Source organism: Larkinella rosea, assembly GCF_003858635.1.
GTDB lineage: Bacteria > Bacteroidota > Bacteroidia > Cytophagales > Spirosomataceae > Larkinella > Larkinella rosea.
On the sequence record NZ_RQJO01000007.1, the window covers coordinates 414,262 to 428,419 of the forward strand.

At 49.7% G+C, this 14,158-nt stretch carries 13 protein-coding genes and 1 other RNA gene; 11 read left to right on the forward strand and 3 right to left on the reverse strand.

Annotated elements, in window-relative coordinates:
- The first annotated feature begins 64 nt into the window (after window positions 1–64).
- From EHT25_RS02000 to trmD, 7 genes are all read left to right on the forward strand, one after another.
- Window positions 65–1,069 carry a Smr/MutS family protein gene (locus tag EHT25_RS02000; RefSeq protein ID WP_124869867.1) on the forward strand — a complete coding sequence of 335 codons (1,005 nt, stop codon included), beginning with the start codon at window positions 65–67 and terminating at the stop codon, window positions 1,067–1,069.
- A 16-nt stretch (window positions 1,070–1,085) separates the two neighbouring features.
- A complete protein-coding gene (locus EHT25_RS02005; protein WP_310588711.1) occupies window positions 1,086–2,486 on the forward strand; it encodes a DUF4403 family protein in 1,401 nt (466 codons plus the stop codon).
- A gap of 125 nt (window positions 2,487–2,611) precedes the next feature.
- An RNA gene (gene rnpB / locus EHT25_RS02010) (RNase P RNA component class A) lies at window positions 2,612–3,065 on the forward strand.
- A 107-nt stretch (window positions 3,066–3,172) separates the two neighbouring features.
- Complete coding sequence (locus tag EHT25_RS02015) at window positions 3,173–4,720, forward strand: OmpA family protein (protein ID WP_229311406.1); 1,548 nt, start codon at window positions 3,173–3,175, stop codon at window positions 4,718–4,720.
- Between the two features lie 221 nt (window positions 4,721–4,941).
- Window positions 4,942–5,484 (forward strand): 30S ribosomal protein S16, encoded by a 543-nt coding sequence (locus EHT25_RS02020; RefSeq protein WP_124869874.1) that lies wholly within the window; start codon window positions 4,942–4,944, stop codon window positions 5,482–5,484.
- Between the two features lie 210 nt (window positions 5,485–5,694).
- Window positions 5,695–6,285, forward strand: coding sequence for a ribosome maturation factor RimM (rimM, locus tag EHT25_RS02025; RefSeq protein ID WP_124869878.1), 591 nt, complete (start codon window positions 5,695–5,697; stop codon window positions 6,283–6,285).
- Window positions 6,275–6,949 (forward strand): tRNA (guanosine(37)-N1)-methyltransferase TrmD, encoded by a 675-nt coding sequence (trmD, locus tag EHT25_RS02030; protein WP_124873446.1) that lies wholly within the window; start codon window positions 6,275–6,277, stop codon window positions 6,947–6,949. The genes rimM and trmD overlap by 11 nt, the downstream gene beginning before the upstream one ends.
- 96 nt (window positions 6,950–7,045) lie before the next feature.
- On the opposite strand, the gene EHT25_RS02035 is transcribed toward trmD, so the two are convergent.
- The 3 genes from EHT25_RS02035 to EHT25_RS02045 form a co-directional block, all read right to left on the reverse strand.
- Complete coding sequence (locus tag EHT25_RS02035; protein WP_124869881.1) at window positions 7,046–9,235, reverse strand: transglycosylase domain-containing protein; 2,190 nt, start codon at window positions 9,233–9,235, stop codon at window positions 7,046–7,048.
- Window positions 9,236–9,300: 65 nt separating this feature from the next.
- Window positions 9,301–9,750 (reverse strand): GNAT family N-acetyltransferase, encoded by a 450-nt coding sequence (locus EHT25_RS02040; protein WP_124869883.1) that lies wholly within the window; start codon window positions 9,748–9,750, stop codon window positions 9,301–9,303.
- Between the two features lie 166 nt (window positions 9,751–9,916).
- Window positions 9,917–10,975 (reverse strand): RluA family pseudouridine synthase, encoded by a 1,059-nt coding sequence (locus tag EHT25_RS02045; RefSeq protein WP_124869886.1) that lies wholly within the window; start codon window positions 10,973–10,975, stop codon window positions 9,917–9,919.
- A 123-nt stretch (window positions 10,976–11,098) separates the two neighbouring features.
- On the opposite strand from EHT25_RS02045, the gene EHT25_RS02050 reads away from it, so the two are divergent.
- The 4 genes from EHT25_RS02050 to EHT25_RS02065 are packed head-to-tail and all read left to right on the forward strand — an operon-like array spanning window position 11,099 to window position 14,131.
- On the forward strand, window positions 11,099–11,551 hold the full coding sequence (locus EHT25_RS02050) for a hypothetical protein (protein WP_124869889.1): 453 nt from the start codon (window positions 11,099–11,101) through the stop codon (window positions 11,549–11,551).
- 6 nt (window positions 11,552–11,557) lie between these two features.
- A complete protein-coding gene (locus tag EHT25_RS02055) occupies window positions 11,558–12,442 on the forward strand; it encodes a 1-aminocyclopropane-1-carboxylate deaminase/D-cysteine desulfhydrase (RefSeq protein WP_229311407.1) in 885 nt (294 codons plus the stop codon).
- 60 nt (window positions 12,443–12,502) lie between these two features.
- Window positions 12,503–13,267 (forward strand): methionyl-tRNA formyltransferase, encoded by a 765-nt coding sequence (locus EHT25_RS02060; RefSeq protein ID WP_124869895.1) that lies wholly within the window; start codon window positions 12,503–12,505, stop codon window positions 13,265–13,267.
- A gap of 3 nt (window positions 13,268–13,270) precedes the next feature.
- Window positions 13,271–14,131, forward strand: coding sequence for a polysaccharide deacetylase family protein (locus EHT25_RS02065; protein WP_124869899.1), 861 nt, complete (start codon window positions 13,271–13,273; stop codon window positions 14,129–14,131).
- Window positions 14,132–14,158 lie beyond the last annotated feature (27 nt).

Genomic DNA, 14,158 nt, shown 5'->3' on the forward strand with positions numbered 1-14,158 from the left:
TGGGTCCGTGCCAGTAAAGTTAATTTTGATAAAACTCACGGACCAAAGTCCTTGGGTACGCAGCATGAACATTGGTGATAAAGTAAGGATGGTAAGGGCGAAGGAGCAGGGTGTCGTGACGCGCTTCTTACCCGGTAATCAGGTAGAAATTGAAATCGAAGACGGTTTCCGGATTCCGGTTCTGCGGTCGGAGATTGTAGTGGTTTCGGCGATGGAAGCCAAGCGGTTTCAGGCCGAACCAACACTGGAAGCCCAGAAATCGACCAAACCCGAAATCATTGCAAATGCCGGGATTTACCTGGCATTTGTTCCTCAAACGGAGCGGAATAACGCGAAAGACGCTGATCTCTATCTGGTTAATAATACAGATTGGGAATTGCCGTTTACCATCGGTGAAGAACGGGAAAACCGCTACATCGGGCTGCATTCGGACGTGTTGAAAGCGCGTTCGTTTCATAAACTCGTGCAGCAGTATTCCCTGGCGACCTTTGAAAACTGGCCGACGTTTCTGATTCAGGGGCTTTGGCACCGTCGGGGAGCGTCGACCTTGCGGGAACCGTTGATCAAGCGTCTCAAGTGTCGGGCGCAAACTTTTCAGAGCCATATTGGGTTGATTCCGGTTGTGAACCAGACCGGTCACGTTTTTCAACTCGACCTGGAAGAACCCGTTCAGCAGGAGACGCCGAAACTGAAAAAAAACGTTGAAAAACCGGTCGATGCCGCAGCACTGCGCGATAGTTTGCTTGGACTGACTGATAAAAAAGAACCGGCGTCGCTGGAACGCCCGTCGTCCATCATCGATTTACACATCACCAAATTGCTGCCGACCGGTTTTGGCAGCCGTACGAATGCCGAGTTGCTGGAGGTGCAGTTGCAGGCGTTTGAGAAAAACCTGGAAAATGCGATTGCCAGCGGCATGGACGATATTACGTTCATTCACGGTGTTGGCAATGGGGTTCTGCGGAATGAATTACACCGGCGACTGGGCAAATATCCCGGTGTTGCCTATTTTGAAGACGCTCAAAAGGAAAAATTTGGCTATGGAGCCACGAAGGTTAAGATTAAATAAAATTATTTTTACTACATTGACCCGATTCCTGAGCATCCTGCTGATTTTTCTGGCAGTACAGGCTTGCAAACACACCGCGACGACAAATCCGAAGGCACCGAAAGCGGCCTATTCGGTAACCAAAATGGAGGTACAGAACGACAAGTTTTTATCGACTGTAAACATTCCGGTATCCATTGCGCTGACGGACGTCGAGCGGCAGATCAATAGTCAGGTCAATGGCCTGATTTACGAAGACAACAGCCTGACCGACAACGACGACGATCAGTTTATGACCAAAGTCTGGAAGCGCGCGCCCATTCTGGTGTCGGCCCAGGATAGTCTCTTTCACTTCAAGGTTCCGCTAAAAATCTGGGCTAAAGCCGGGATGACCGTGCTGGGTTTTACAAAATACCAGGAAACGGAATTCGAACTGGACCTTAAATTTGCTACCCGGTTTTCCATCGATAAAAACTGGACCGCCAGCACCCAAACCACATCGGAAGGGTACGAATGGGTGAAGAAACCCGCCGTCCGGATCGCCGGTTTCGATGTTCCGGTGACGAGCATTGTGGGGCGGCTTATCGACAAAAATCTGGGAAAGATTACGAAAGCACTCGACGATCAGGTTCGGAAGGAAATTGACCTGCGAACACCGGTTCTGAATGCCTGGAATACCATTCGTCAACCGTATCTGGTTTCGGAGAAATATCGCACCTGGCTGCTGGTCGTTCCCAAACGAATTTTGATCACTCCGTTTCAGTTCGAGAAAGGGGCAATCCGGTCCACGATCGGGATCGAAGGCTATACGCTGACCCAAACCGGCGCCAAACCCGACGTCAAACCTGCCGTTACTATTCCGGAATTAATCGTCTCAAAAGAAATACCCGACCAGTTTCGCATTGGTTTGCTGAGTGAAGCCAGTTACGCCGAAGCCACTAAAGTGGTTTCAAACGAGTTTGTGGGGCAATCCTATGAGTTTCGTGACGGTCGGTACAAGATAACCATTCGGGAGATTGATTTGTACGGGCAGAACAACAACCTGATCATCAAAGCAACCCTGGAAGGCAGTATCAACGGAGCGATTTATTTACGGGGGCAGCCCTTTTACGACGCCCAAGCCCGGACGATTTCGCTGCGTGACCTGCATTATGATCTGGATACAAAAAATATTCTGTATAAAACCGCGAGTTGGTTATTACAGGGTAGCTTTGCACGAACATTGGAAAAACAGCTGACGATTCCGGTGGGAAACCAGATCGACGAAGCCAGAAAGTCGCTTCAGGCCCGATTAACGAACAATCAAATAACCAAGGGAGTTATTATCAACGGGAAACTTGAACAAGTTTCGCCCGATCAGGTTTACTTGACACAGGAGTCACTGCTGGCGGTCGTATATGCGACCGGTAAAATCAATTTAAAGGTCGAAGGATTATAGTTATGGCGGGTTTTGTGCCTTTTTTTTGGCAATAGGCTCGAAAAATTTGCAGTTTTTCGATACCAGGTTTTTAAAGAACCTAAGTATTTATAGATTTGCGGTATTCACGGAATGGCAACCAACGCGGAGTAAATTGGCTTATCGCTCCGGAACGGTTTAACGAACCGGGGAGGAAAGTCCGGACAGCATAGAGTACCATACTTCCTAACGGGAAGGCAGGTGATGGGCAACGCCCGGCGTTGCGGATCAGTTGACAGAAAGTGCCACAGAAAATATACCGCCGTAGCTGGGTTTTGATTCAAAATTCACTGCGGTAAGGGTGAAAAGGTGGGGTAAGAGCCTACCGCCCGGCTGGCGACAGACGGGGCACGGAAAACCTTATGGGCTGAAAGATCAAATAAGCACCGGAATAGGGGCGACTCGTTCCTGTAATTTCGAAGCAATTCGGAATGATGCCGATGCGGGTAGATCGATAGAGTTCCGGAGTGATTCGGAATCGAGATAAATGATAAGAACCCGGAAAAGTTGTTTCGGCAATTTGACGGGAAACAGAATCCGGCTTATAGATTTACTTCGCGGAAAGTTGCTGATGTCGTAAAAAAAGTAGTTTTAAACGGTCCGCCGTAGCGCCGGTTTGCCGTGCGATTGTTCTACGTTAAAGGCTTATGAATTAAACCTGAGTTCTCATGAAGAAAATTTCCATTTTCGCTTCTCTGACGCTTCTGTTACTAACGCAGGCTGTCGGGTATGCCCAAACTGACACCACCAACCGTTCCTCCACCGGAGGGTCCACTCGTAGCCGTTCCTACGAGGGCGATTACAAAATGAATACCTGGTCAGTGACCGTCACACCCGCGATTACCCGTTTCTTTGGCGACCTGGATAATTACGGTTTTTACAAGGCATTTCCTGAAAAAGGCCCCAGCACCAAAATGACCGGGGCACTCGGAGTCTCGATCAACAAACAACTGAGCCACCTGTTCGGGGCGTCGGCCGATTTTCACGTTGGGTCATTGCGGGGCTCGAAACAGGCGCTCTATAACGCTTCGTTTCGGTCAAACTTCCTTCAGGGAACGTTGAATGCCAACGTAAATATGAAGTCGTTGCTGTTCGGCACCAAAAAACTGAAACGGTGGAAGTGGGATATCCACGCCGGAGCAGGTTTGATGTGGTTCGATACCCGGGTGTATGACCTGACGACCGGACAAATGATCCGGTACAGTAACGACCGTCGTGATTATAGTTCCGTTACGCAGGGAAAATGGGAGGGAGACGGCTCGGTCTACACCCGCGAATTCGTTTTCCCGATCGGATCGGCTCTGCATTATGAATTGACCTCCCGGCTCGACATTGGCCTCGATGCAACACTGTATATGGTCAATACCGAAAAACTGGATATGACAGTGGGTGGAGTTGACAACTCAAAAGCGGGGAATGTTTACGGGTGGAGACGCGGTGATTCCGGTCTGGACAAATGGGCTGGCCTGGGTTTATCGTTGACCTACAAAATTGGTAAAGATGCGGTTCGCGTTGGTAAAGACGGCGTTTACGATCCTGCCAAAGGACGGTATCACCTGCGCTGGGCTGATCCGAAAAATCTGTTGAAGGAGCCGTACAACCCAACAATGAACGATGCGGATTCGATTGCCAAAGCGAATATGCCGAAACCGGTCGATCCCCGTTTGTACACGGATACGGATAATGACGGCGTTGCCGATTTGTTTGACAAAGAACCCGCAACACCTGCCGGTAGCATTGTTTCAGGTGCTGGTGTAGCCATGAACCTCGATAGTATCATCAGCTCGATTCTGCGCGGTAAATTTGCCCCGGAATGTGAAGCGTTATTCGGAAATATCGAATTTGATACGGATAAAGCCACAATTCGTCCGGCATCGCAGGACATCATGAAGAAAGTGATCGAACTGCTGAATGTAAAGACCAATTGTGGTATCATCCTCGTTGGACACACCGATTACCGGGCTTCTTATGGTTATAACGTTCAATTATCGAAACGCCGTGTTGATGCCGCCAAGCGGTTCCTGACCCGCGCTGGTCTGACCGATCCGAGTCGGGTCACGGTCGAGTACTACGGGGAATATCGACCCATTGCGCCGAACACTACCGGAGACAACCTCCAGCGAAACCGGCGCGTCGAAATCAAGATTGTTCCCATGAACATGCTCCGTTCCAACTACCAATCGGGTCAGCGGTTTGATCCGAAAGAACCGAGGTAATAACCCCTAAAGGCTAAAAAAGCAAAACCCCGACCTGAGCCGGGGTTTTGCTTTTTTAGCCTTTTAGTTATGTTGGCAGTGGGCCATTTAGACAAAAACATTGTCAGGAAAAACCGGTACAATTGTCAACAAAAATACGTACCTTTGCCCCCTAATTCTACCGGAGGACGACCAACCGCAGCATTGTCAGGTGGTTTCTCCCAATCACAAAAACCAATAAAATGGCAGTTAAAATCCGTTTATCGCGTCGGGGACGCAAAAAACTGGCTATTTACGACATCGTAATTGCCGATGCCAGAGCACCACGGGATGGTAGCTTTATTGAAAAAATCGGTTCGTATAACCCGAACACAGACCCAACCACCGTTGTTTTGAAAAGCGACCGGGCGGTCGACTGGCTGTTAAAGGGAGCACAACCGACGGACACGGCTCGTTCGATTTTGTCGCACGAAGGTGTCATGTTGAAAAAACACCTCCAGGTTGGGGTCATTAAAGGCGCCATCTCTCAGGAACAGGCGGATGCCAAGTTCGAAGACTGGAAGCAAGGAAAAGAGGATCGTAAGCAGGGCAGTGTCGACTCGAAAACGCAGGCAAAAGCCGATGCCAAACAGGCTCGTCTGGAAGCTGAGCGGAAAGTTAGCGAAACCCGTGCTGCGGCTATTGCCAAGAAAAACGTGGTTGAAGAACCCGTTGCTGAGGCTCCGGCCGCCGAAGAACCCGCTGCTGAAGCGCCAGCCGCTGAAGAAGGCGAAGCTCAGGCTTAGTTTCGTACCCACGGACGGAATCGAAACGGCAACCGTCTTTCGAAAGTTCGTGTAAGATTTGAGTGCAGTACGGATGGAAGCCAGCAGGGCCCGGTCCGTTTGTACGTTTCCCGACAACTGATGGAAGTCTGTTTCTTGAAATAGGTTTCTGTCAGTTGTTGTTTTATACAGACCTCTTCTGATTTTTTCGGGGATAAAATAGCATAAATCGTGACCAAGGACGATTGTTTTCAATTAGGGAAAATCACTAAAACGCATGGCGTACGGGGGGAGTTGGTATTTTTCCTGGATGTCGATATGCCGGAAATTTACGCCGAAATGGATTCGGTACTGATCGAAATAAAGGGCGATCTGGTGCCGTATTTTATCGAATCGATTTCGGTTAACCGCAACCGGGGAATTGTCGCGCTGGAAGGCGTCGAAACGATTGAGGAAGCTCAGAAACTGGTCAATTGTGATTTGTTTCTACCGCTCGATAACCTCGATGAACTGGAAGATGGACAGTTTTATTTCCACGAAATTGTCGGTTATCGGGTTCGCGACGAAAAACTGGGCGATTTGGGAACGGTTCGTACGGTGTACAATGTGGCCCCCCAGAATCTGATTTCGATGGATTACCAGGGAAAGGAAGTGCTGATTCCGGTGAATGATGAACTGACGCCATCGGCAGATAAAGTCCAAAAAATTCTGCATGTCCGGCTGCCAGACGGCCTGGTCGATATTTATCTGGAAGAACCTTCGGCGAAAACCGGGAAGAAAACCGCCGAAGATGACGAAGAAGCGATGCTCGATGAGGATTGATATTTTAACCTGCCTGCCCCGATTACTGGATAGTTTCTTCGCCCATTCCATTTTGCAGCGGGCACAACAGGGCGGTTTTGTGGAGGTCGTTATTCACGACCTGCGCGATTTCACGCTCGACAAACACCGCCGGGTCGATGATTACGCTTTTGGTGGGGGAGCTGGGATGGTGATGTCTATCGAGCCGATCGCCCGCTGTATCCGGGCTTTACAGGCCGAACGCACCTATGATGAGGTCATCTACGTAACGCCCGACGGCGAGCGGTTTGACCAACGCACCGCTAACCGGTTGTCATTAACCCAAAACCTGATCATTCTGTGTGGTCATTATAAGGGCGTCGATGAGCGGGTGCGGGAATTGTTTATTACGAAGGAAATCAGTGTGGGCGACTACGTATTATCCGGGGGTGAACTCCCCGCTGCGGTCATTTCCGATGCCATCATCCGCCTGTTGCCCGGTGTGTTGAACGACGAAACCTCGGCGCTGACGGATTCCTTTCAGGACGATTTATTAGCTCCTCCGGTTTATACCCGCCCTGCCGAATTCGAAGGCCATGCCGTGCCAGAGGTGCTGTTGTCGGGCCACGAAGCCAAAATCAATGAGTGGCGGTTTGAAAAGGCCCTGGAACGGACAAAACAGCGTCGCCCGGACCTCTTACAATGACTATGATTGCGGTGATTTTAAATGATGTAATGATGATTGATCTGATCTCATAATCATTTCAATCACTGTAATCATAGTCCATCACCGTAATCATAGTCAGTTCTCCTGTTTTTCCTGTTCCTCTTTTTCCCGGCGACGTTGTTCCCGACGTTCTTTACGGAGTTGCCGACGCGATTTGGGAACAGAATCCGTCGGTGCAACTTCTCCTTTTCCTTTGGCTGCTTCCTGTTCAGGATTCACCACCTCCGGTTCTTCGCGGTCACGGCCTAATACCCGCCGGAAAAAATCACCGACGCCATTGGCGCTTTCTTCCGTTTCTTCATCCGGCATCATCAACGAGTCGATCTCGATGGAGTCGGCCGGTGCGATTTCCTGACGCAATCCTTCGCGCAAACGAACTCCGTAAAAACCGTATGCGGTTGTATCATAAGGTGTTAGCCCCCGGGAAGCCATGATTCGCCCAATCAATTTGAAATAACCCCGAAGATAGGTCTTGACCGAACCATCCGGATAAAACCGGCTCAGCGTAGCCTTCGGCGATGGCACGACGTACGACAATAGAATACTTTCGCCAATGTCAAGGTTGGAGGGACTTTTCGCGAAGTAATACCGGGATGCCTCGCCGATGCCGTAGATATTCCGACCCCACTCGATGAAGTTGAGGTAGATCTCATACATCCGTTCTTTGCTGATAATGTGCTGATTTTCAATTAACCAGACGATCAGAATCTCTTCAGCTTTGCGGGAAAGCGTTTTGTTGCGGTTCAGAAAAGCATTTTTGACAAACTGCATTGAGATGGTGCTTCCCCCGCGCTTGAATTTCTTCGTCTTGAAGTTGGTTGCCAGCGAAACCCGAAACGCTTTTTCGTTAAACCCGTTGTGGGTGAAGAAGTTGTAATCTTCGGCCGTCAGAATGGCGTTGCGGAGATTGGGTGAAATGGAATTCAGCGGGGTAAAATCCGGATTTTCGGGACCAACGATAAACTTGCGAACCAGCTTGTCTTTTTCGTATACCTCGTGTTCGAACGATTTGTTTACCCGGCTGAAATCTTCTTTCCCAAATTGCAGAATCTTGAACTGATCCGGCGTCAGACCGGACGAGAACTGTACCGAATCGGGCAGCGAACTGTCCAGATGCAAAACCGCATCGTATTTGAGTTTCCCCGACACTTTCATGCCTTCCAGTGACTCAAAAAGGCCTTGTGGAAACGAATCAAATATATCCTGAGCTTCCTGTGAATCGGTATGAACCTGAACGTCGTATATCTTGACCGGCGAAACCGTGTATTTGATAAACGGTCGGGCTTTGGCTTTCCCCAAATAAATGGTCGATGAACTGTCGATACCGATATAATTCTCGCCGACAAACAAATTGGCATCCATGGCGGCATTCTCAACCAGCACATCACCCAGCGCAACGGCCGGGTGATTAATCCGCAGATTGCGCACTGCTCCGGCTCCCTCAATCTTGAATTCTCCTCCTGAACTGGCCACATCGCGAAGCTCCGCCCGCAAGGTATCGGCCTGTAATTTAAGCTTAAACCGATGTTCCAGATAAGGTAATTCGAGCGGTTTTCCATCGGCGTAGAGCGCCACGTTGGCTTCCTGATCCGAAGCGGCCACGGTTCCAACCAGGTGCCAGACCGACTCCCCGTTGTTGACCCGAATGGTCGAGGTCAGTTCGTCATCGTCGATGGTGGCGGTTTGAGTCAGAAAGCTCAGTTGCCGTTCGTTGTCCGTAAACCGCAATTCCAGGTTGCGGACATCCATGTTGGCCGGAATTTTGGCCAGCAGGTTATCGACCAGATTTTCGGCCACAACCGACAGATCGACTTTCCGACTGTTGTCGGTGGTTTCCGTTGCCGCCGTCGAGTCTTTCTTGTGCGATTTTAGGAGAAAATCGATGTTGGTGGTACTATCCCGTTTAACAACGTGGGCAAGACCATTTTGCAACGTTAGCGAGGCAACGGCAACTTTTCCGAAAATCAGAGGCCAGATGCTGACACCGACTTCTGTTTTTTCGACCCGCAACAGACTGTCGCGTCCTTCCGGTACTACCGTGACGTTGGAAAAAGCCACCGTAGAAAAACCGGTAAATTGCGCCTTGCCAATGGTAACATTCAGATCATAGTCGCGTTTGGCTTTCCGAATGGCCCGGGAGAGCCCTTCTTTCAGCAGTGCTTCGCGTTTGTTGTAGGCAATACCGGCTCCAATAGCCCCCAGAATCAGAAATCCCAGCAGCACCCAGCCCGAGATGATCAGTATTCGTTTTTTGTTGAATTGCATTGTAAACAAGTAAAGTGATCCGAAAAGGCATTCCGGCACTTTCATGGTGTGGCGCGAAGTTACGGCTATTTATCAAAATCCAGATGGCAATTCCACCAGCCCGTGTCGAAGCGGGTATTAAACTGTTTGTAAAAGTGAATGGCCGGTTCGTTCCAGTCCAGTACCTGCCACATCATGCCGGTGCAATGGGTTTGGTGAGCCTCCTCGATGGTGGCATCAAACAGTGCTTTTCCCAACCCCTGCCCGCGAAAAGCTTCATTGACAATAATATCCTCCAGATACAGGCGTTTGCCTTTCCAGGTCGAATACCGGAAGTAATATAACGACATGGCCACAATCTTGTTTTCGATTTCGGCTACCAGCACCCCAAAAAGTGGGTTATCGCCAAAACCGTCTTTCAGCATTTGCTCCGGCGTGTTGGTGACTTCGTGTGGCGCCTTTTCATACAGGGCCAGTTCCTGAACCAGTTCAAATAAGGACGGAACATCAGCGGGAGTTCCTTTGCGGATCGTCATTCGGAATCAGTTTTTTAAGTGTACGGTTTTCAGGTATTCGGTTTACGGCATTTGGTTTTTGGTTTGTAGGGGTATCCGGTTGAGCTATTACATCGGGTTTGTTGCGTTCTTCTTCAAGCTCAATCTGCGGAGAACTGAAAACCATAAACCGAATTCGGTAAACCGATCACCGGTTTTCGAGGTAACTTTCCCATTTCGCCAAAACCGAGCTGAAATCGTCCGGCCATGCGGAGTCGAACTGGAGCCATTCATGCGTTCGGGGGTGTTCAAATCCCAGCGATTTGGCGTGCAAAGCCTGCCGGGGCATCAGTTCAAAACAATTCTGGACAAATGATTTATAGGAACCGTTGGCGTTGCCGCGCAGAATACGGTCACCGCCATACGTGGCATCGCTGAAAAGCGGATGACCAAGGTATTGCATGTGGACCCGAATCTGGTGGGTCCGACCGGTTTCCAGTTTGCATTCGATCAGCGACACGTAATGCAACGATTTCAATACTTTGTAATGCGTAACGGCGTGTTTTCCCTGGCTACCATCGGGAAAAACTGCCTGAACTTTCCGGTCGCGGAGGCTTCGTCCGATGTTCCCGGAAACCGTCCCCGCTTCGTCTTTCAATTCGCCCCAGGCAATGGCGTTGTACGTTCGCTCGATGGTGTGTTCGAAAAACTGCCGGCCAAGGTGCGCCATCGCATATTCCGTTTTGGCAATAACCATCAAACCCGAAGTGTCCTTGTCGATGCGATGAACCAAGCCGGGGCGAATGCTGCCGTTGCGTGAAGTGGGCAGGTTTTGAAAATGGTAAACCAGGGCGTTGACCAGCGTGCCGGTCCAGTTGCTGTAGGCCGGATGAACCACCATGCCCGCCGGTTTATTCAACACGAGCACTTCGTCATCTTCATACACGATGTTCAGCGGAATATTTTCCGGTAAAATATCCGTGTCGCGGGGTGGATGGGGCAGCGAAACCGTAATGACATCCTGCGGTTTGATTTTGTAACTCGCCTTGATGCTTTTTCCGTTGACTTTCACAGATTCCGTATCGATCGCATTCTGCACCTTCGTCCGGGTGGCATTGGGCAATCGTTCGGTCAAAAACCGGTCAATACGCATCAGGTTCTGGCCGGGGTCGACCACAACGCGGTAATGTTCGTAAAGCTCGTCCTCATCCGGATCAGCATAACCCGGTTCTACGTCCTGCTGAGCCTTCGTTTCAGGTGGTAACATCTTACAAAAATACCAAGAATCACACGTTTTAGCGAACGGTCACTGGTTTTTGTTAAAATATCATGTGACCTTATTACTTTTGTGTAATCAAAATAGAATCAGTGTAGTACAACCTGACTTTACATGAAGAATTCTAATCCACACAAAATGGGGCCTTTCCGGGCTGCCTGTTTGAAAATTGCATTGTTTTTGCCGGCTGTTCTTTTCAGTCTGAGCAGTTGTAAAACGCCGGATCCGGTCGTAATGCCTGAAACCGTATTCGATGGCGTATTCACCGTCCAGGAAGCCAATCCGAAAGATAACTACCTGCTGACGCTGCGTAAAAGCACCGAAAAACCCAATACTTTTCTGGTCGAAAATCTGGCGAATCTGGTCAAAACCCCAATTGAGGCCAAATCCTCAGGCGTAAATCTTCTCATTGAAGATCAGGCTTTTATCAATTACCTGGGCGATCAGTACACCATTTCGGGAGAAGGTGAACTGATTGACGAAACCCTGGTGCTTCGCTACACCATCAACGGGTACAACGGCTATGCAGGTTCGGTTTTTGCCAAAAAGCAGGCGGACGGAAAATAACGGATCGTGAAGGATTGGCCGGTGATTTCTGATTTTTCCCGGCTCCACTACTTGCCTGACCCGTTTCCGGAACCGGTTCCGCTTCAGCTCTATCTGAAGCGGGATGACGAACTGCATCCAACCATTTCGGGCAACAAGTGGCGTAAGCTCAAGTACAATCTCGCTGAAGCTCGGCGATTAGGCTACCAGACCCTGCTGACCTACGGCGGAGCCTACTCCAATCACATATATGCCGTCGCGGCTGCCGGTTCCGAATACGGTTTTTCCACCATCGGGATTATTCGGGGAGAAGACCACCGGGAGCGCGATAATCCGACCCTGGCGTTCGCCCGGGCGCAGGGAATGCATCTCCATTTTGTGACGCGCCAGCAATTCAGAAACCGCTCAGATGCGGTTTTTCAGCAGGACATCCGGCAACGGTTTGGCACGTTTTACGAACTTCCGGAAGGAGGAACGAACGAACTGGCCATTCGGGGGACTGCGGAGATAATTCCGGAAATTTTAACTCAGTTGGAAGGGGAAATACCAGACTTCGTTTGCTGCCCGGTCGGAACCGGAGGAACGTTGGCTGGCCTGGAAAAAACCGCCCCGCCCGGTGTAAAAATCCTGGGCTTTTCTTCACTAAAAGGCTACAATTCCGAACCCAATTCAAGGGCACAGGTACTGACGGAGTACCATTTTGGCGGATATGCCAAAACAACGCCCGCATTAATTGCCTTTATCCGTGATTTTGAAAAAAAAAATCAGGTACGACTCGAACAGGTTTATACCGGCAAAATGCTGTTTGGGATCTTTGATTTGGCCAGAAAAGGCGTTTTTTTATCAGACACAAAGGTTGTTGCCATTCACACCGGGGGACTGCAGGGACGAAGTGAAAAATTAGATTGCTAAAATTGTATAATGATTTGATTTTATTGTTAATATTGAAGACAATGAAATTCAAATCATCCTATGAAGATAGTTTTAATTACGCAGGACGATCCCTTTTATTTAGCCCGAAATCTTGACTATCTTCTGAAAAAGTTACCGCCATTTGCCCAGGTGGTTGGAACGGTGGTGGCGGATGTATCCCCATTTGGCAAACGGGAAACGTTTACCCAAAAAGCCCGAAAAACGTACTCCATTTTTGGCGGCCCCTTTTTTCTGCGCTACGGCCTGAAGTTCATTCTCTCCAAACTACGTCGACAAAATAGCGTCAGGTACGTGCTGAAAAAACATGGCGTGCCGTTGATTCATCTGGAAGGAAACATCAACCGTCCGGAAAGTCTCCAGAAAATAGCCGCCTACCAGCCGGATTTGCTCATCTCCATCGCTGGAAATCAAATTTTTAAACGACCGCTCATCGATCTCGCACCGAAAGGCTGCCTGAACCTGCACACCGCCTTGCTGCCCAAATACCGGGGATTAATGCCCTCTTTCTGGGTAATGAAAAACGACGAAAAATACACCGGGGTTTCGGTTTTTTTCGTCGATGAAGGCATTGACAGCGGGCCAATTCTGGTGCAGAAAAAAGTAGAAATCGGCAACCGCTCGCAGGCCGGTCTGATCAAATATACCAAGCAATTGGGCATGGATGCGATTGTTGAAAGCGTGGAGAAAATTCATGCCGGAACGTACGAGCTGATTGAAAATGATGCATCTCAAATGACCTATTTCTCATTCCCGACGCGCGAGGATGTAAATGCATTTCTGGCCGCTGGCAAAACCTTTTACTGAGCGATGAATATTTTAACTTTCGACATCGAGGAGTGGTTTCACTTGCTCGACAACCCCTCCACCAAGACCGAGCAGGACTGGTGTCAATATGAATGCCGGCTTCACCGCAATGTGGACCGGATTTTTCAGCTATTGGAAGAAACCAATTCGCGGGCTACTTTTTTTTGCCTCGGCTGGGTGGCTCGAAAATACCCCGACGTTATTCGCCGGATCGATGCGGCCGGATATGAAGTGGCAACGCATTCGGACCTCCACCAGTTGGTTTACGAGCAATCTCCCCATGAATGCCGCACCGACCTGGACCGTTCGATCAAGTCGCTTCAGGATGTTACCGGTAAAAAAGTGAGTTACTACCGGGCACCCGGTTTTTCGGTCAAGGAGCAAAATCGCTGGATTTTTCCGTTGCTGATGGAGTTGGGAATCGAGATCGATTGTTCGATGTTCCCCGCGCGCCGGGCCCACGGTGGCGATTCGTCTTTCGGGATTGCAAAACCGTGTTACATCGACGTGGACGGGGCGATGTTAAAAGAGTTTCCGATCAACACGGTCAATTTGCTGGGCCAGGACCTGATTTTTTCGGGGGGCGGTTATTTTCGGTTATTGCCGTATGCCGTCATCCAGAATTTTATGCGCCAATCGCCGTATGTCATGACGTATTTTCATCCCCGCGACTTCGATCCCCAACAGCCGATGGTGCCGGGCCTCAGCCGGTTGCGGCAATTTAAATCCTATTACGGCCTGAGTGGATGCTGGGAAAAACTGAGGCATTTGCTGACGGATTACCGCTTTGTGGACTTGCAGGAAGCCGATCGGCAGGTGAAATGGTCGGAAAGCCGGGTTCAGCGATTCCAAGTAAATTCATAATCCGGACTGCTTTTAAGGTTAGGATGA

Coding starts and splice junctions, on each gene's coding strand:
- EHT25_RS02000 (WP_124869867.1), top strand. CDS start 65: ATGAACATTGGTGATAAAGTAAGGATGGTAAGGGCGAAGGAGCAGGGT.
- EHT25_RS02015 (WP_229311406.1), top strand. CDS start 3,173: ATGAAGAAAATTTCCATTTTCGCTTCTCTGACGCTTCTGTTACTAACG.
- EHT25_RS02020 (WP_124869874.1), top strand. CDS start 4,942: ATGGCAGTTAAAATCCGTTTATCGCGTCGGGGACGCAAAAAACTGGCT.
- trmD (WP_124873446.1), top strand. CDS start 6,275: ATGAGGATTGATATTTTAACCTGCCTGCCCCGATTACTGGATAGTTTC.
- EHT25_RS02035 (WP_124869881.1), bottom strand. CDS start 9,235: ATGCAATTCAACAAAAAACGAATACTGATCATCTCGGGCTGGGTGCTG.
- EHT25_RS02040 (WP_124869883.1), bottom strand. CDS start 9,750: ATGACGATCCGCAAAGGAACTCCCGCTGATGTTCCGTCCTTATTTGAA.
- EHT25_RS02045 (WP_124869886.1), bottom strand. CDS start 10,975: ATGTTACCACCTGAAACGAAGGCTCAGCAGGACGTAGAACCGGGTTAT.
- EHT25_RS02050 (WP_124869889.1), top strand. CDS start 11,099: ATGAAGAATTCTAATCCACACAAAATGGGGCCTTTCCGGGCTGCCTGT.
- EHT25_RS02060 (WP_124869895.1), top strand. CDS start 12,503: ATGAAGATAGTTTTAATTACGCAGGACGATCCCTTTTATTTAGCCCGA.
- EHT25_RS02065 (WP_124869899.1), top strand. CDS start 13,271: ATGAATATTTTAACTTTCGACATCGAGGAGTGGTTTCACTTGCTCGAC.